Origin of the sequence: Enterococcus sp. AZ079 (genome assembly GCF_050547255.1) — a bacterium.
GTDB classification, from domain to species: Bacteria; Bacillota; Bacilli; order Lactobacillales; family Enterococcaceae; genus Enterococcus_D; species Enterococcus_D casseliflavus.
Genome location: NZ_CP172955.1, coordinates 578,515 through 594,741, shown reverse-complemented (window position 1 = coordinate 594,741; position 16,227 = coordinate 578,515). Strand labels below are relative to the sequence as shown.

The 16,227-nt window shown below is 43.6% G+C and carries 19 protein-coding genes and 1 pseudogene; 8 read left to right on the top strand and 12 right to left on the bottom strand.

The annotated features are described in order from the left end of the window. Position 1: 1 nt before the first annotated feature. Together coaC and IGJ15_RS02870 are read left to right on the top strand one after the other, a co-directional pair. Positions 2–559, top strand: coding sequence for a phosphopantothenoylcysteine decarboxylase (coaC, locus tag IGJ15_RS02875; protein WP_005228528.1), 558 nt, complete (start codon positions 2–4; stop codon positions 557–559). A gap of 2 nt (positions 560–561) precedes the next feature. Continuing rightward, positions 562–1,206, top strand: a complete 645-nt coding sequence (locus IGJ15_RS02870) for an ECF transporter S component (protein WP_005228527.1) — start codon at positions 562–564, stop codon at positions 1,204–1,206. Positions 1,207–1,272: 66 nt separating this feature from the next. Here IGJ15_RS02870 and IGJ15_RS02865 read toward each other — a convergent pair whose 3' ends face one another. The 4 genes and pseudogenes from IGJ15_RS02865 to IGJ15_RS02850 all read right to left on the bottom strand — a co-directional run bounded on the left by IGJ15_RS02865 (position 1,273) and on the right by IGJ15_RS02850 (position 4,238). Continuing rightward, on the bottom strand, positions 1,273–2,481 hold the full coding sequence (locus IGJ15_RS02865; protein ID WP_231434910.1) for a hypothetical protein: 1,209 nt from the start codon (positions 2,479–2,481) through the stop codon (positions 1,273–1,275). Between the two features lie 117 nt (positions 2,482–2,598). Continuing rightward, positions 2,599–3,483 (bottom strand): UDP-N-acetylmuramate dehydrogenase, encoded by an 885-nt coding sequence (murB, locus tag IGJ15_RS02860; protein WP_370447898.1) that lies wholly within the window; start codon positions 3,481–3,483, stop codon positions 2,599–2,601. A gap of 329 nt (positions 3,484–3,812) precedes the next feature. Beyond that, on the bottom strand, positions 3,813–3,890 hold the full coding sequence (locus IGJ15_RS02855; protein ID WP_231434930.1) for a type II toxin-antitoxin system PemK/MazF family toxin: 78 nt from the start codon (positions 3,888–3,890) through the stop codon (positions 3,813–3,815). Positions 3,891–3,962: 72 nt separating this feature from the next. Next, positions 3,963–4,238 (bottom strand): annotated as a pseudogene (locus IGJ15_RS02850) (AbrB/MazE/SpoVT family DNA-binding domain-containing protein). A gap of 213 nt (positions 4,239–4,451) precedes the next feature. On the opposite strand from IGJ15_RS02850, the gene IGJ15_RS02845 reads away from it, so the two are divergent. Together IGJ15_RS02845 and IGJ15_RS02840 are read left to right on the top strand one after the other, a co-directional pair. Beyond that, positions 4,452–5,204, top strand: coding sequence for an exodeoxyribonuclease III (locus tag IGJ15_RS02845; RefSeq protein WP_005234144.1), 753 nt, complete (start codon positions 4,452–4,454; stop codon positions 5,202–5,204). Between the two features lie 84 nt (positions 5,205–5,288). Continuing rightward, a complete protein-coding gene (locus IGJ15_RS02840) occupies positions 5,289–5,822 on the top strand; it encodes a 3'-5' exonuclease (RefSeq protein ID WP_010749886.1) in 534 nt (177 codons plus the stop codon). A 75-nt stretch (positions 5,823–5,897) separates the two neighbouring features. On the opposite strand, the gene IGJ15_RS02835 is transcribed toward IGJ15_RS02840, so the two are convergent. The 5 genes from IGJ15_RS02835 to IGJ15_RS02815 all read right to left on the bottom strand — a co-directional run bounded on the left by IGJ15_RS02835 (position 5,898) and on the right by IGJ15_RS02815 (position 9,448). Next, entirely contained in the window at positions 5,898–6,413 is a 516-nt protein-coding gene (locus IGJ15_RS02835; protein WP_231434911.1) for a GNAT family N-acetyltransferase, read from the bottom strand. 15 nt (positions 6,414–6,428) lie between these two features. Beyond that, positions 6,429–6,953: a GNAT family N-acetyltransferase gene (locus tag IGJ15_RS02830; protein WP_231434912.1), complete on the bottom strand. Its 525-nt coding sequence runs from the start codon at positions 6,951–6,953 to the stop codon at positions 6,429–6,431. Then, positions 6,946–7,419 (bottom strand): tRNA (adenosine(37)-N6)-threonylcarbamoyltransferase complex ATPase subunit type 1 TsaE, encoded by a 474-nt coding sequence (gene tsaE / locus IGJ15_RS02825; RefSeq protein WP_010749889.1) that lies wholly within the window; start codon positions 7,417–7,419, stop codon positions 6,946–6,948. Before tsaE ends, IGJ15_RS02830 begins: the two co-directional genes overlap by 8 nt. A 214-nt stretch (positions 7,420–7,633) precedes the next feature. Continuing rightward, complete coding sequence (pta, locus tag IGJ15_RS02820) at positions 7,634–8,617, bottom strand: phosphate acetyltransferase (RefSeq protein WP_005228517.1); 984 nt, start codon at positions 8,615–8,617, stop codon at positions 7,634–7,636. A gap of 141 nt (positions 8,618–8,758) precedes the next feature. Further along, positions 8,759–9,448, bottom strand: a complete 690-nt coding sequence (locus IGJ15_RS02815; protein ID WP_005228516.1) for a uracil-DNA glycosylase — start codon at positions 9,446–9,448, stop codon at positions 8,759–8,761. 132 nt (positions 9,449–9,580) lie between these two features. On the opposite strand from IGJ15_RS02815, the gene IGJ15_RS02810 reads away from it, so the two are divergent. Together IGJ15_RS02810 and IGJ15_RS02805 are read left to right on the top strand one after the other, a co-directional pair. Then, on the top strand, positions 9,581–10,450 hold the full coding sequence (locus IGJ15_RS02810; protein WP_010749892.1) for a Cof-type HAD-IIB family hydrolase: 870 nt from the start codon (positions 9,581–9,583) through the stop codon (positions 10,448–10,450). Positions 10,451–10,489: 39 nt separating this feature from the next. After that, entirely contained in the window at positions 10,490–11,011 is a 522-nt protein-coding gene (locus tag IGJ15_RS02805) for an LURP-one-related/scramblase family protein (protein ID WP_005228514.1), read from the top strand. Positions 11,012–11,015: 4 nt separating this feature from the next. Here IGJ15_RS02805 and IGJ15_RS02800 read toward each other — a convergent pair whose 3' ends face one another. Together IGJ15_RS02800 and gloA2 are read right to left on the bottom strand one after the other, a co-directional pair. Then, the gene (locus IGJ15_RS02800) at positions 11,016–11,582 is read right to left on the bottom strand and encodes a GNAT family N-acetyltransferase (RefSeq protein WP_430599271.1); all 567 of its coding nucleotides are present in this window, start codon (positions 11,580–11,582) and stop codon (positions 11,016–11,018) included. A gap of 93 nt (positions 11,583–11,675) precedes the next feature. Then, positions 11,676–12,053, bottom strand: coding sequence for an SMU1112c/YaeR family gloxylase I-like metalloprotein (gene gloA2, locus IGJ15_RS02795; RefSeq protein WP_005228512.1), 378 nt, complete (start codon positions 12,051–12,053; stop codon positions 11,676–11,678). Positions 12,054–12,189: 136 nt separating this feature from the next. Between gloA2 and nrdI the strand changes: the two genes are divergently transcribed. After that, positions 12,190–12,639, top strand: a complete 450-nt coding sequence (gene nrdI, locus IGJ15_RS02790; RefSeq protein ID WP_060791576.1) for a class Ib ribonucleoside-diphosphate reductase assembly flavoprotein NrdI — start codon at positions 12,190–12,192, stop codon at positions 12,637–12,639. Positions 12,640–12,680: 41 nt separating this feature from the next. After that, a complete protein-coding gene (locus IGJ15_RS02785) occupies positions 12,681–14,330 on the top strand; it encodes a MutS-related protein (protein WP_231434914.1) in 1,650 nt (549 codons plus the stop codon). Positions 14,331–14,397: 67 nt separating this feature from the next. Here the strand turns inward: IGJ15_RS02785 and IGJ15_RS02780 are convergent, their stop codons facing one another. Then, a complete protein-coding gene (locus IGJ15_RS02780; RefSeq protein ID WP_430599270.1) occupies positions 14,398–16,218 on the bottom strand; it encodes an LTA synthase family protein in 1,821 nt (606 codons plus the stop codon). Positions 16,219–16,227: the final 9 nt, after the last annotated feature.

Here is a 16,227-nt window from a genome sequence, read left to right as displayed (position 1 = left end):
CATGAAACAAAAACACGTTCTGCTTGGCGTCAGCGGCAGTATCTCTGCATACAAAGCAGCCGACCTAACCAATGAATTAACCAAAAAGGGCTATGCAGTGGATGTCTTAATGACTCAAAACAGCACACAATTTATTACGCCTTTGACGTTACAGTCATTATCCAAACGCCCGATCCATGTAGATGTTATGCAAGAACGTCAACCAGATCGCATCAATCATATTGAACTAGCCAAACAAGCCGATCTTTTCTTGCTCGCCCCAGCCAGTGCCAACAGTATTGGCAAGCTGGCGCATGGGATAGCCGATGATTTGATCTCAACAGTTGCCTTAGCGTTGCCGTTATCCGTGCCCCGCTTGATTGCGCCAGCCATGAATACCGTCATGTACGAAAACCCGATTGTTCAAAGAAATTTGGGGATTTTGAAAGAAGTCGGCTTCCAAGAGATTGAACCCCGTGAAGCGTTACTGGCTTGCGGTGATTTCGGCAGAGGCGCATTAGCAGCAACAGAAACGATTCTCGAAAAAGCATTGACTGCTTTGGAAGTACGGAGTGTCTAACAATGAAAAAAATATCAACTTTTGAACTTGTCTTAACAGCTTTCTTTTTAGGAATCTTGATTCTTTTAGCATCGGTTCCCTTTCTTGGGTTTATTCCCTTAGGACCAATCAATGCGACAACGATGCATATTCCTGTGATCATCGCTTCTATTGTATTGGGACCTCGGATCGGCGGCTTTTTAGGCGGCGCCTTTGGGATCATCAGTATGGTGCGTTCGACCTGGATCATCACCCCGCTTTCTTTTGTCTTCTCCCCTTTCGTACCGATTTATGGGAGTGATCAAGGAAGCTGGAAAGCGATCCTCGTAGCGTTGATTCCTCGTATTTTGATTGGTGTCGTTCCTTACTTTGTGTACAAAGGCTGTCAAAAAATCTGGAAAAACAAACAGCAAAGTCTTTCGCTACTGATTGCTGGTGTTGCTGGAGGCTTGACGAATACGATCCTGGTAATGAACTTGATCTACTTCTTGTTCCAGCAAGAATATGCGGAGGTTGTGGGGAAAGCTGGCAATGCTGTCTATGCAGCGATTTTGGGTGTGATCTTCGCTCAAGGTGTACCTGAAGCCATTGTAGCGGGAATCGCCACGATGGCAGTTGGAACCGTCCTTTTGCGCTTAGTCATGAACCGCAAAAAAAATCGTATCTAAAAAAATAGCGACCGCCCAAAGTTAGCTTTTTGGCTAACTTAGGCGGTCGCTTCCCTTTTGAGTGTCTTATAAACTTTGTGTCACTTGGAGTGCTTCGACAAGCTCTTGATACTGCTCTTGGGTCAAATACTCTTCATAAAATGTCAGATAATCATCGATATCTGCTTGGGTCAAATAAGGCAGCTCTTGCTTGATTTGCAGCAGCAGTTCTTCAAACTCCTCATCCGTCAGCATATAAGAAGACCAATCATCGGTTTCATCATAGCTATCCCAGTACTCATCATCATAATCATTTTCATAGCTGTCATCCCAACCATAATCATAGGGAGAAAACAATTCTTCTGGGTCAATCAATTCTTCCGCTGTAGGGATTGCAACAGCAGTATCACTTTTCTTCCCTGTAAAAGTCACCGTGGCTCCGATAGTGGTTTGCAGCTCATCCGCTTGCACGAAGTGAAAAGCCATTTTCTGCTGATTTGTTTTCGTATTGACGGTCATGGTTAAGTCAAACTGCTCGACTTCTTCCAACATCGTTTCTAATTCGGCGACTTGCTTTTGATCGGCGCCTTGTTCTTGGGCATAATCTGCATAATTTGCCAATTCTTCTTTGGTAAACGTGTGGCTGATCGTATCTCCATCTCTTTTGAAAGCATCCGGTTCAAAGGTTTTCAAATAGTCTGCAAATGTCTCATTATGAAAAAGACTGTTCATGGTAAAGAGGTTTTCAGGCTCTTTTTCTGCTTCGGTTGTCCCCTCGCCGTCCTCTGCAAAAGTTCCTTCGCCAAAGTAAGAATCTAAGGTTTCTTGATCGATGCGCAGGTATTTGCCTTCATATTCCGCAGCGTCTGGTTTTGTCCCATAACTGTCACTACCAAATGCGCTGATATACCCTTGCAGTGTTTCATAGATTTCAGCTGACACATACGCTTCTTGTTTTTCTGGATCGACGATCAGCTTGATCGGCAGCTCCTGCCCCCCAAAAGCGACTGCCAGATTGAGTAAAATCGCTTTGGTTTCTTTGTCCTGGACGAAGTCCCCTTTAAATGACGAGCCGACTAACTGTGACATCAACATAGAGGCATACCTATCGGCTTCTTGACCGTATTCGCTGCTGCTGCCCATCTCAAAGGTATCGATCGTCGCTTGGAATTCACCAGCATTCGCTGCTTGCTGATTCGTCAACTGTTCGGCAAACTGTTCTTGCGGTAATTTCGTACAACCGCCGAAAAGAAAGGCGAACCCAACAAACAAAATGACGCGTCCCCACTTTTTCATCCTGCTCACTCCTTTTCGTTTATTGTACCGAAGACTGAGAAAGCTTACAAACCTAAGCTCTTTTTTATCAGCTCTCATAAAAAAAAGACTGCCCCTCAGGACAATCTTTTCGCTATTCTATTCTTCGCCGATGATTCGGACTTCTGTTTCTAAGGTGACATCAAAGGTTTCTTTGATGACTTGTTGGATATGAGCGATCAGTTCGACGTAATCCGTTGCAGTGGCTTGATCGACATTCACGATAAAGCCCGCATGTTTTTCCGAAATTTGGGCTCCGCCCCATTTCAATCCTTGTAAGCCTGCATCTTGGATCAGCTTGCCGGTAAAATGACCGACTGGACGTTTAAAGACACTCCCACAAGAGGGGTATTCTAGCGGTTGCTTCAATTGCCGCAATTCTGTCAGTTCATCCATCCGCTTTTTAATTTGCTCTTGATCGCCTTTTGCTAGATCAAAGCGACTGCTTAAAATGATCATCTTTTGCTCTTGCAATTTGCTATGACGATAAGCAAATTCCATTTCTTCCTTGGTATAAGTCACGATTTGACCATTAGCCAGCAAAACGTCGCAGGACGCAAAGACATCTTGGATCTCGCCATCATAGGCGCCAGCATTCATAAAGACGGCACCGCCGACACTGCCAGGAATCCCGCAGGCAAATTCAAAACCAGTCAACGATTCATGCAAAGCGACATAGGTGGTATCGATCAACTTTGCTCCAGCATCGACGATCAAAGAAGTGCCGTCTACCACGATTTGGTTCATTTCTGATAGCATGATCACCACGCCACGAATACCACCATCACGGACGATCAAGTTGCTGGCATTTCCTAAGACGATCCAAGGAATCGCTTGTTCTCGGCAATAATCAAGCAGCTGTTTGGCCTCTTCTGCTGTTTTTGGAAAAGCCAAAATGTCTGCCGGTCCACCAGTTTTTGTATACGTATAGTTCAATAAGGGTTCATCTTTTAATAAGGCAATTTCAGGGAATTGCGCAATCATCAAGTCTTTATTCACGAGAAGGTTTCCTTTCACAATAAACATCTCACTTATTTTAGCATGTTCAAGGAAAAGTTGCTACCTCTGGTGAATCAAAGAAAAGCTTAATAATCGAATGACCTGATTAATAAAGAGTAAGCTTCAAAAAAAGTGTTTTGTTATTTCAGATAATCGTTCTTTCATCTCCGTAGTGACTTTATCGACTACTTCTAAGTTGCTGCGATGCAAGAAGTCCACACTGCAAATATGCTGACAAAGAATCGTCCCTTGAACTTTACTTTATTGTGTTTCGGTAACTGTTTGAAACGCATTCGATCGAGCAAATTTTTCTTCTACATATTTTTTGAGCTACTGAGTGGCATCACTAAGACGTTATTGAAACTCTTGTTATAATAATCATTACTAACCACTACACACGGTCTTTTTTTGCCATTTCATTTCCTTTGGTGGGATTTAAGTCAATAAAAGAATATCTCCTTGCCTTACCATTCAATGTTCTCCTCACCTAAATCTTTTTCAAAAAACATCTCACCTGTGTCAAATTTCCCCATTTCTTCTATGATCGCTAATTCTTGTTTCCAAAAATCTTCAAAAGAAGGTGCTGCTTTTTCGCCTCTTACCTTGATCTCACCTTCTGGGGTAAATTCAAAAACTACCTAGTGATTCTCTTTTAAGCCTAGTATTTGCCGCACACTTTTTGGAATAGTTATTTGATTTTTCGAAGTCATTTTCGCTGAAACTTGCGCTTTGATCGTCATGAAACTGCCCCCTTTTCAAAATGACTGTATCATAAAATGGAAGTAAACGTAAGAAGCCATCGTTCCTTTTCCGTACTACAAACGAATTTTCTCTAGCATCCAAATTTAATCCTCATTCTTCCTCCTTGTTTTCCTTATTCCGCTCACTTGCTTTGCGCTTCTGGCTTTTTTAGGTAAAATGGGAGGCGTAGTGGAAAATAAGGAGGAATCTCGATGAAATTTATTTCTTGGAATGTGAATGGTTTACGGGCCATCGTTAAAAAAAATTTTTCTGAAGTGTTTGAAGCCCTCGATGCTGATTTCTTTTGTTTACAAGAAACAAAGCTGCAAGAAGGTCAGATTGAATTGGATTTACCAGGCTATCATCAATACTGGAATTATGCGGAGAAGAAAGGCTATTCTGGCACAGCAATTTTCGCAAAAGAACCTGCACTATCGGTCCGTTATGGATTAGGGATCGAAGAACATGATACGGAAGGTCGCGTCATCACGCTGGAGTATCCTGAATTTTTCTTGATTACTTGCTACACACCGAATTCCCAAAATGAATTGCGCCGCTTGGATTATCGCATGACTTGGGAAGATGCCTTTTTGGCTTACTTGACTGAATTGAAACAACAAAAGCCAGTGATTCTCTGCGGTGATTTGAATGTTGCCCATAAAAATATCGACATCAAAAATTGGAAAACCAATCAAAAAAGTGCTGGGTTTACACCTGAAGAACGGGAAAAGTTTTCGACTCTTTTGGCTGCTGGCTTTACCGATACGTTCCGCTATTTCTATCCAGATGCAGAAGGTATTTATTCTTGGTGGAGCTACCGTTTCAACGCTCGCAAAAACAATGCTGGCTGGCGCATCGATTACTTTGTCGTTTCGGATGACTTAAATGAGCGCTTGCTAGACGCCAAGATCCATACAGATATCATTGGTAGTGACCATTGTCCGGTGGAACTGGATCTCAACTAACCGTAAGAAAACTTCAGTTTTTCTTAACGTTTGTTCGCTTTTCATTCTTTGATTTTGTGCTAGAATGGCAATGAGGTGAGTCTGATGAATTTTATCGCAATGGACTTTGAAACAGCAAATTATCAAAAGCATAGTGCCTGTTCCCTTGCACTAGTCATGGTACAAGATAGCAAAATCGTGGGCGAATATTACACATTGATCCAACCGGAAACGGAATTTTTTTGGAAAAACATTCAAATTCATGGCATCCGTCCAGAAGATGTACAAGAAGCGCCTAAGTTTCCTGACGTATGGAAACAAATCCAACAATATTATCAACTGAACAGTTTGATCGTTGCGCATAACGCTGGTTTTGATACTGGGGTTTTGGCGGGATGTCTTGATTATTATGGGTTGTCACAACCAAATTATCTTTCCTTATGTACGGTGCGAACGAGCCGCAAACTGTATCCAGAGTTTACAAATCATAAATTAAACACGGTTTGTGAGCAATTACAGATTCCTTTACTAAACCACCATGATGCACTAGAAGATAGTCGGGCATGTGCCCAAATCTTATTGCGTCAAGAAGAAGAATTTGGTATCGATCCATTAAAAAAATTGGTTTTAGTCAAATAAATAAGAACGTGCGTCCTAAAGTCAGCATTGCGCTAGCCTTTAGGACGCACGTTTTCATTTAAGAAAGGATTCATTTTAGGTCAGATCGATCCAATAATGACAGATTATAGCGCCATCTTCAGGATCAAAGACTTTTTCTGTCAATTTACCTCCGTTGTTTTCAATGACTTTGGCGGAGGCGCGATTGGCTTCTTCACAGGTTACTAACACGTTGTTCAAGCCAAATTGTTTGGCACTTACCAATGACTGTGCCAACATTGCCGAGCCGATGCCTTGCTTTCGATGGTCTGGGTGCACCGAATACCCGATGTGTCCGCCAATTTGGCGCAAATACGCATTAAGTGTCAGACGCAGATTCAAGAGACCGATCACTTTTTGATCTTGGATAGCAAGATAGGTACGGGCGGGAACGAATCCTTCTGGTACCGTTTCTGCTGTTTTAAAATCCGCCAATCCCTCTAGCCAGTCTTTGGCTGTGGGACTTTCTACAAGTCCTGCCCCACCGTGAATGACTTCTTGATTCTTCTCGAAGGCTTGCCGATACGCTTCGATTTGATCGCAGTCTGCGATCGTCGGTTCCCGAAACTCCATTTCCTTCACTCCTTTTTATGATTCAAAAAGACGTGCCATCATCAAGACGTCAACTTTTTGCCCCTCGCGGGTTTGCACCGCTTCTTTCATACAGCCTTCTGTTAGAAAACCAAATTTTTGATACAGATGAATCGCCCGTAGATTTCTCGCTTGGACGGTCAACTCGATGCGGGTCAATTCGCCAACTTCTACTACCCAGTCCAGTAATTCTTCAATCAGGAGCGAACCTAAGCCCAAGCCCCAATAGTCTTTTAAAATCGAGATACCGATCTCCCCGACATGGGCTAATTGCCAATCTTCGTGGCCTTTGACTGATGCCATGGCGATCAATTGTTCTTGATCAAATGCCAACAACAGCAAATAGTCATCCCGTTCATAGATAGCGTCCAGGTGTTCTGCCAATAGGGCTTCTGGTAACGCCAAGCCGCTTTCGTCCATCAAGAGAAAATCCGTTTCTTCTCCTAGCTGTTGACTGACTGCTAACACAGCTTTGGCATCAGCACCCGTGGCTTCTTTGATCTGTAATTGGATCTCACTCATGGGCTGCCTGCCATTTTGTTGTGATCCGTTGCAAAAAGGCGGTTGCTTTGGTGCCATATGCATGACATTTCACAAGACGTTTTTGTTCATCTGTATCATCTTTTTCCAAAATCAGTTCTAAATAATCCTCTGGCAGGGAGGCTTCTAAGAGATTGCCCCATTCGATCACACACAAGCCATCCCCTTCGAAATAATCATCCAGTCCTAAATCTTCTGCACCGTATTCCACCCGATAGACATCCATATGATACAGCGGTAGCCGCCCATTGGTATATTCACGAATGATCGTATAGGTCGGACTTTTGATCAGTTGCTCGATTCCTAGCCCCAAGGCGATGCCTTTCGTCAAGGTTGTTTTGCCAGCACCTAAATCGCCCGTCAATACCAGATTATCCCCTGGCTCGGCTGCCTCTCCAATGATTTTTGCAAATGCTGCGGTTGCTTCTAAGTCGTTAATGGTAAACATAGTCCCCATCCTTTGATCAATCTAATTTACTAGTTGCTAGTATAGCTTGTTTTTCAAGGAATTGTAAAGAAGGAGCTTAGGAAAAATTCCCCAACGATCACTGGATCGTTGCTTTTGCGCACACTTCCTCCTTTGCTGCCCTCAACTTTCCAAGAGCAAAACAAAAAACTGACCCTCAAGGGATCAGTTTTTCATAAGTGCAGCGATTGGCTGCTTATTTTTCCATTAGTGTTTGTGCCGCAGTAATGATTGATAATTTGTAGACATCTTCTTCATTTGAACCACGAGACAAATCAGAGATTGGTTTGTTCAATCCTTGTAAGATTGGTCCAATCGCTTCAAAGTTACCGAAACGTTGGGCGATCTTGTAACCAATGTTTCCTGATTGTAAATCTGGGAAAACAAAGACGGTTGCTTTACCTGCTACTTCAGATTCAGGAGCTTTCAATTGCGCAACTGCTGAGATATACGCAGCATCGAATTGCAATTCTCCATCGATTTGGTATTCTGGTGCCAATTCTTTGGCGATTTTTGTTGCTTCAACGACTTTATCTACTTCTGGTGCTTTCGCAGACCCTTTCGTTGAGAAGCTTAACATAGCAACTTTTGGATCGATTTCAAATAATTCAGCGGTTTTCGCTGAGTCAACAGCGATTTCTGCCAATTCTTGTGCAGTTGGGTTTACATTGATGGCACAGTCTGAGAACAAGTATTTTTCTTGGTCACGACCACGAACCATTAAGAAAGCACCACTTGTACGGCTCACACCTGGTTTTGTTTTGATGATTTGTAAAGCGGGTCTTACTGTATCACCCGTAGAATGGATCGCTCCTGAAACCATTCCTTCAGTAATGCCCATGTAAGTCAACATTGTTCCGAAATAGTTGACATCTTTTAAGATTTCTTCTGCTTGTTCTTTCGTTGCTTTGCCGTTGCGGCGTTCCACAAAAGCTTCAACCATTTCATCCCAACGATCATAATTTTCAGGATCTAAAATTTCAAAGTTTGATACGTTGATTCCGCGAGCTTCCGCTGCTTTTTCGATTTCAACCGGGTTACCGATCAAAACAGGTTCAATTAATTCTTCTGAACGTAAACGGCTAGCAGCGCCTAGGATACGAGGATCTGTTGCTTCAGGAAAAACGATTTTGATATGACGACGCACGATTTTAAATTTTAAACTTTCGAATAATTCCACGGGTAAAGACCTCCAGTTTTTTTATACCTTTCCATTGTACAATAATTGCGAAAAAAAGAACAGATAAAAATCCTGTATTAGTCGATTATTTTAAATATCGTTACCTTTTTCACAAGTTTGCTCATTCTAAATAACACAGTTTTACAACTGTGTTATTTTTTCCGGCAACGCCCAGGAAATCGGTTCTTCCCCTAACGCCAGCAATGCTTGATTGATCTTAGAAAAAGGCTTCGAACCAAAGAATCCTCGATGCGCTGATAACGGACTTGGATGAGGCGCTGTTATAATAATATGTTTGCTAGTATCTAGCAAAGCGGCTTTCTTTTGGGCGGGTTTGCCCCAAAGCACAAAAATGACCGGTTCTTCTCGTTGATTCAATTTTTCGATGATCGTATCAGTCAGCTGCTCCCAGCCATGCCCGTGATGTGAATAGGCTTGCCCTTCACGTACTGTCAACACGGTATTCAACAATAAGACCCCTTGTTGCGCCCAAGGTACGAGATAACCGTGGGACACAGGTGGAATCCCTAAGTCATCAGCTAATTCTTTGTAAATATTCCGCAACGAAGGCGGTATTTTGACCCCCGGCTGTACGGAAAACGACAGTCCGTGGGCTTGGTGAGGGCCATGATAAGGATCTTGACCTAAGATGACAACTTTTACGTCATGGTATGGTGTCAGTTTTAAGGCTTCATAAATATGATCCATTGCTGGATGGATCGTTTGCTGGGCATATTCTTGTTTCAAGAAAGTCCGCAGTTGTTGGTAGTACGGCTGCTCAAATGATTCCTGCAATTGTTCTTGCCAATCATTGTCCAATATTCGTTTCATGGCGAATCTCCTTTGTTTTCTTCTAGGATAACAAATCCCTCCCCTTAGAAACAAGAATTACTCTTCGAAAGAAAAAAAATGCGCGATTTATGGTACACTATTTGTAGAAACGATTAAGAAAGGACGCTGACAATGATCAAATTAATTGCTTCTGATATGGATGGTACGCTTTTAAATGCTAGTATGCAGATTTCAGAAGAAAATATCCAAGCAATCAAATATGCCCAATCCAAAGGAATCGAATTTATGGTCGCAACTGGCCGTAACCGCAAAGAGGCTTTGCCGCCGCTGCAAGAAGCCGGGATCGACTGTGCAATGATCACCTTGAATGGTGCCCAAGTCTACGACGAAGCGGGTAATTCATTATTTACTGTGCCGATCAGCCATGAACAAACTCGTTCGTTGATCGACCTACTCAAAGAAAACGACATCTATTTTGAGATCTCCACGAGCAACGGGATCTATTCGGAAAGCCAAACACGTCGGATCGAAAATTTTGCGATCCACACGGCAGAAGCAATGCCCCATTTAACCCATAAGATGGCGATTGCTATGACAGCAGCCCGTTTGGAATTTTTACCGATCAATTATGTCGATGATTTCAGTGAGTTGTTTTCGATCGAAGAATTAGAATTTTTGAAAGTGATCTGCTTCCATCAAGATGGTGCGCGGGTATTGGGTCCTATCACGAAAATCATCGATGGGTACGGCGATCTAGTGGTGACTTCTTCTGGACAAAACAATATTGAGATCAACCACCGAAACGCGCAAAAAGGAATCGCAGTGGCGCATGTCGCTAAGGATCGGATGATCTCACTGGAGGAAGTGATGACGATCGGTGACAACTTAAATGACGTAAGTATGCTGCAACTGGCAGGCGTTAGTTTTGCAATGGGAAATGGCGAGTTAGAGGTAAAAGAAGCCGCGAAGTATTTGACGGACACCAATATTGAGTCTGGTGTCGGCAAAGCGATCGTTCGGGCAATTGATGAAAATCTTTAAATCACGCAGCTTTTTGGGGATACATGAGGAGGCGTAAGTATGTCAGAATTTTTCATCCAAGACAGACAACTTAGCAGAGTCACACGCACCATTGTCAAAGATGAAACAGGCAAATCACTGTTTTTAATGGTGGGCCGTTGGGGAACTAAGGGCGATGCTCTTTCCCTTTACCGCTTGAATGGGCAAATGGTCGCTAGTATCAAACAAATCAGTTTTACTTTTGGTACGCGCTTTGAGATCTATAAAGACTTTGAGAAAGTCGGTACACTGCAAAAAATCTTTAACTGGCCGGGTGATTTCTACTATATCCAGCAGCTTCACTGGGCGGTCCACGGCGATATCTACAATCATCGCTATGGGATCCATCATTTCAATAAAAAGATCATGGAAATGGATAAGGCGACCTTATTGACGGGGGATTATTATGTACTGGATGTCGTTGATGATCGGGATGCACCAGTCTGCATCTGTATCGCTGCCGTCATGGATTACTGGCTGTACAATCGGCACCGCAAGAAAGACCATCCTCTTGAGCTTCGACTAACAAATGGAACCAGCTGAAAAATCAGCTGGTTCTTTTTTGCATATGGTCGTATAGGTGGCCACTGATCTCTCTTTGGGCCACGACTTCAAAGCCATACTTTTCATAGAGCCGCTTCGCATGGGGATTTGCTCGGTCAACACTCAAGCCGATCACCTCATAGCCATCTCTAGAAGCAATTTTCGGCAACGCTTCTAATAAGGCTGAGCCGACACCTTTGCCGCGAAATTTCTCAGCCACACAGATGGTATCTAAGTACCATTCATTTGGTAAGGTTTCTTCATCGATAAACAGCTTCATGTCTTTACTTAAGCCGTACTGTTCCAGCACTTTATCTAGAGGCTGATCGATCGTCGCCTCTTCTTTGTCTGGGTATCCAAAGGCGACCCCAGCAACCTCCCCGTCGATCTCATTGACCAACGCACGGCGAAAGCCGTAACGATAGTCGGGTTCTAGCATGGCATCTGCCAAAATCTCTAAGGTCTTTGCTTCACCGATCTCTTTGACAAAGGGCAATTCCATATCCTTTAAAATGACTAAAACGAGTTCAGCCATGACAAAGCGATCTTCTTTTTTTGCAAATCTTATCACGTTTTCTCCTCCTTGCTTCTATACATAGAATAACAATTCTCTCAAGAAAAACCAAGTTGAATCGACAAAGGTTCAACACAAAGTTTTCCTTATTTATTCATGCAATTCCAACGGCAAGCCGTCTGGATCTTGGAAAAAGGTCATTTTCTTATTCGTAAAGGTATCGAAACGAATCGGTTCACACGCAATTCCTTTGGCGGCTAACTTTGCCACGACTGCTTCAATATTTTCCACCGCAAATGCCAAATGCCGCAAGCCAGCTGCTTCGGGGAAACTTGGTCTTGCTGGTGGGTTTTCCACCACAAACAGTTCTATTTCTGATTCCCCAAAGCGCAGGTCGATTTTTACATCTTTCTTTTCTGGGCGCGCATGTTCACGAATCACTTCAAAGCCTAATTTCTCTACATAAAATTCTTTGGTCTGCTGGTAATCACTGGCGATGATCGCCACATGATGCATTTTTGAAAACATTATTGCCACTCCTTTGTATTGGACTCCTCTCTCAGTTTAAAGCCTTTGGCTGCATTTTACTAGAAAAGACTGCCGAAGTTCTCCTCTTTTCATAAATGGTTTCTGTTATACTAGAAAGCGGAAGGTGATGAAAAAAATGAAACTACTTTATATTTCAATCTCTGGAAATACCCGTGCATTCGTCAACCGCTTGTTGGCCTATGCGGATCAGCAAGACACTCCGAGTACTTGGGAAGCCAAAGAAATTCATGACAATAGTGTCTTTGAACAAGAAGACGAACCTTATGTGGTTTTTGTCCCTACCTATTTAGAAGGTGGAAATGGCGTCGATAACGGCGATCAGGAGATCCTCACAGAAACCATGCGGGAATACATTGACTATGAAAACAACGCAGCTCTTTGCTTAGGCGTGATCGGCAGTGGCAACAAAAACTTCAATTATCAATATTGCTTGACCGCAAAGCAATATGCGGAGCAATTTTCGATCCCGTTCTTAGCGGATTTCGAGCTGCGAGGCACGACCCAAGATATTGAACGGATCTATGCTTGTTTGAAAGAAAGCGATCCTGCCCACAGCAACACTTAGCTTTAGCCAGCATTCATTAGCCATTAGGAGGACTTTTGCATATGGAACCACAAACGATGATCATTTTGATCATACTCGCCAGCATTCTCATCTTGACCGCACTAGATATCTGGAATCGATACAAAGTACGCCGTTACGTTCGGCTTGCTTGGGGAAAGCTTCCCCGTCAGCCCCGCTTTGATAAAGAAGCGAGTTTGAAAAAGGCTTGGCTGACTGAGAAGAAGTTTCACGATTTTGATAGCGAGGTCGATGACATCACTTGGTATGACTTGGATGGCTTTTCGTTGTTTGAGTCCATTAATCTGACGTTTTCCAGTGTTGGTTCAGAAGCATTGTACCAGCAATTACGCAATTTTCGCTTCAAGACGGACAAACAGCTGACCAAATTGATCGACTTTTTTGCTGCTGACAGTGCTGCACGCGAACAATCCCAATATACGTTTGCTCGTTTAGGAAAACAAGATGATAATTTTTCGAAAGCCTACTTGGCCAATGAAGCTGCGCAATCGATCGGTTCTCTGCCTTTCTTTGTCTTTTTAGGTGTGCTGCCGTTAGTCGGCATCTTGCTGCTCCTGCTGGGGTTTGTCCAAGGCATCCTGTTGACGTTGGTTAGTGTCGTTTTCAATACGATCTATTACTCCATCAAAAAAGCCAAGCTGGAAACAGAACTGAACAGCATGCGCTATTTGGTTCAAACGATTGCCTGTGGCAGTCAGATCGCTAAAATCAACACGCCCCTCCAAGATGAGATCAAACAATCCTTGGCACCATTAAAAAAGATCACTCGTTTCGCTTTCTCGTTTCGTGCCAAAAACGGCAGCGAAGGAGATATGTTGTTTGAATACATCAATATCATTTTTATGCTGCCGTTTATTTCCTATCAAACGGTCACTACTACCCTGGCAAAGCACCAACAAGCAGCCATCGATCTGTGGAATTTGCTGGGAAAATTGGAAGTCGCAGCCGCCATTTTAAATTTTCGCACGTATATGCCCATCACTTGCCTACCGACCTTCCAAACAAGCGGAGGTGTACAAGCAACGGGTACGTATCACCCGCTTCTAAGTGAAGCAGTCATGAATGATGTTGCTTGGACCCACAATACCCTCGTGACTGGCTCCAATGCCTCGGGCAAATCGACGTATGTCAAAAGCATCGCCATCAATTGCATTTTGGCACAAACGATCCAGACAGCAGTTGCCGAAACTTTTACGATGGTTCCCGGTCACGTCATTACCTCGATGGCTGTTGAAGATGATTTATTTGAAGGCGACAGCTATTTCGTGGCGGAGATCAAATCCATCAAACGCCTGCTAGACACCGTTGCCACGAACCAGCGCTGCTATTGTTTTGTTGATGAGATTTTAAAAGGAACCAATACGGTGGAACGGATCGCTGCTTCTGCCAGCATCATCCATTGGCTGCGAGCCTACCCATCATTGGCATTTGTCGCCACTCATGATATTGAGCTGACTGAAATATTGAAAAATGACTGCTGCAACATCCATTTTTCTGAACAAGTCACGGAAGATGACGGCATCTCCTTTGATTACAAGGTCAAATCCGGTCCTGCCTTGAGCCGCAATGCAATCGCCCTCTTAAAAGTCATGGGCTACCCTGAAACGATCGTTCAAGACGCCTATGCCGCCGCCAATGATTTTGATCAAAACCGTAAATGGCAGGATTTATAACTTCATACAAACAAAAGCGCCTTATCCTGTGACTAACACTGGGATAAGGCGCTATTTTACGTTTCAGTTAGTCAAACAAACCAGTCGTTAAACTGTATTGCTCTCCTTGTAACACATCGTATTGGATCAAATTGTAGGCATCATAGATTTCTTGGGCTTCTTGATCCAATGCAAGGGTCGTCTGCCATTGCCCGCCTTGATAGTATTGACCCATTTCAAAAGCCGGCAGCTCATCTTGCAAGGCCAATAACAACTGGTAAAACCCGCTCGTTGGTTGGTCACTGGCTTCTAATAGGTTCGGCGCAAAGTAAAAGGGACTTGTTACAGGTACATCTTCTGGGGCAAAATTTCCTTGCGAATCGACCATCAAAAACTCCGTTTCATGCAGGGCAGCCGTTTCATTTTGCTCCTTGATCTCATCGGCATAAACGCCTGGTAAATGATCCCCCCAAAAGACGACCAGCGTTCGCCGATCCAGCTGTTCTAATTCAGCTACAAAGTTTTTCAATGCTGTACTGCTGTAGGAGATATCCTGCAGGTAGTTTTCCAAAGAAGCCATATTGCCCGGACCGCTTGCTTGGTAATTCAAGGTATCGTATTTACCAGCATACGGCATATGGGTCTGCATCGTCACTAAATGGACAAATTGCGGTTGCTGATCGTTTTCCAACAATGCCAGCACTTCTTTGTAGGCCGCCTCATCAGAAATATAAGGATTATTTTCGATTTTGTCGGTATAGGTCATCGTCTCTTGATCGATAAACTGTTCAAACCCCATCCCCCCATAGACATCCTTGCGTTTGTACATCGATGTATCGTAAGGATGGATCGCCGTTGCCGTATACCCTGATTGTTCCAAGAAAGAAACCAAGGATGGCAGTTGCGTCAATTTCGGCACTAGCATCGTGTAAGGCGTTGTCATCTGTGGATTCAATAGGCCCATGGCAAAACCAGTCAACGCTTCAAACTCGATGTTTGCCGTACCGCCTCCATAATTTTGCGAAAGCATTTTTCCACTGATGGTTTGATCGGCGACGTGGTAATAGTCTTTCAACGGATCGCCGGTGATCGACAAGCCATTTAAATGGCTCGGGTCGGAAAAGCTCTCGCTCATTACATAGACGATATTTGGTGCTTCACTTTCACGGTCTTGATTTTTCTCCGCAGCCTGTGCATTGTAGGTGTCCGCAATCGCTTGGATTGCTTCTTTTGAATACCCCTCAGGCTTCGTCATGGCATCTACCCGCAGGTTGTACAAAAAACCACCGATAAATCCCGTATTGTAGTAGTTCATTTTTTGTGAATACGGAATCCAGAGCGCCGTCTGATTGTAGGCTTTGCGTAAAAGGTTGTTGCTGTCATTGAAGTGAGAAACATAGACTAAGCCCAGCGAGCATACGACCAGCACCGCTCCTCGCATCACTTGCAAACGCCCGTTTAATTTGCGGCTGCGATAGATACTCCAGCCGATCGCCCCGATCGCCGCCAGAGCGAAGAGGATGGCTAAGAAAAAGGCGCCATTGCCGATCATGGTTCGTAGAAGGTCGAATTGAGTGACCATCTTTAAATCATCGGGATAGATTGGTTCTTGGCGATAGACCATCTTCGTGTGGTTGGCATATCCTAAGATTCCGATGACGACACTATAAAAGATGCCTCCGATCAGTACCGAACCTGCCAAGCTGGCAAACACCCCATACACCAGCAGTAGCACCCCACAAGCCAAGAAAAACTTTGCTGTATGCCACGAAAAGGAAAATTTCAGAGCTAATTCAACGGAAAGATTGTTTTGACACCATTGCAAATATAAATTACTGAAAATGATCAACAGGACGATGGCGATGCCTTTTAATGCGATCTTCAGATAAGGGTGGATATTTATTTTCACGAAGGAACA

Bases quoted from the DNA above. Each gene is read 5' to 3' on its own strand.
- coaC (WP_005228528.1), top strand. From the start codon at position 2: ATGAAACAAAAACACGTTCTGCTTGGCGTCAGCGGCAGTATCTCTGCA.
- IGJ15_RS02870 (WP_005228527.1), top strand. From the start codon at position 562: ATGAAAAAAATATCAACTTTTGAACTTGTCTTAACAGCTTTCTTTTTA.
- IGJ15_RS02865 (WP_231434910.1), bottom strand. From the start codon at position 2,481: ATGAAAAAGTGGGGACGCGTCATTTTGTTTGTTGGGTTCGCCTTTCTT.
- murB (WP_370447898.1), bottom strand. From the start codon at position 3,483: ATGATTGCGCAATTCCCTGAAATTGCCTTATTAAAAGATGAACCCTTA.
- IGJ15_RS02845 (WP_005234144.1), top strand. From the start codon at position 4,452: ATGAAATTTATTTCTTGGAATGTGAATGGTTTACGGGCCATCGTTAAA.
- IGJ15_RS02840 (WP_010749886.1), top strand. From the start codon at position 5,289: ATGAATTTTATCGCAATGGACTTTGAAACAGCAAATTATCAAAAGCAT.
- IGJ15_RS02835 (WP_231434911.1), bottom strand. From the start codon at position 6,413: ATGGAGTTTCGGGAACCGACGATCGCAGACTGCGATCAAATCGAAGCG.
- IGJ15_RS02830 (WP_231434912.1), bottom strand. From the start codon at position 6,953: ATGAGTGAGATCCAATTACAGATCAAAGAAGCCACGGGTGCTGATGCC.
- tsaE (WP_010749889.1), bottom strand. From the start codon at position 7,419: ATGTTTACCATTAACGACTTAGAAGCAACCGCAGCATTTGCAAAAATC.
- IGJ15_RS02815 (WP_005228516.1), bottom strand. From the start codon at position 9,448: ATGAAACGAATATTGGACAATGATTGGCAAGAACAATTGCAGGAATCA.
- IGJ15_RS02810 (WP_010749892.1), top strand. From the start codon at position 9,581: ATGATCAAATTAATTGCTTCTGATATGGATGGTACGCTTTTAAATGCT.
- IGJ15_RS02805 (WP_005228514.1), top strand. From the start codon at position 10,490: ATGTCAGAATTTTTCATCCAAGACAGACAACTTAGCAGAGTCACACGC.
- gloA2 (WP_005228512.1), bottom strand. From the start codon at position 12,053: ATGTTTTCAAAAATGCATCATGTGGCGATCATCGCCAGTGATTACCAG.
- nrdI (WP_060791576.1), top strand. From the start codon at position 12,190: ATGAAACTACTTTATATTTCAATCTCTGGAAATACCCGTGCATTCGTC.
- IGJ15_RS02785 (WP_231434914.1), top strand. From the start codon at position 12,681: ATGGAACCACAAACGATGATCATTTTGATCATACTCGCCAGCATTCTC.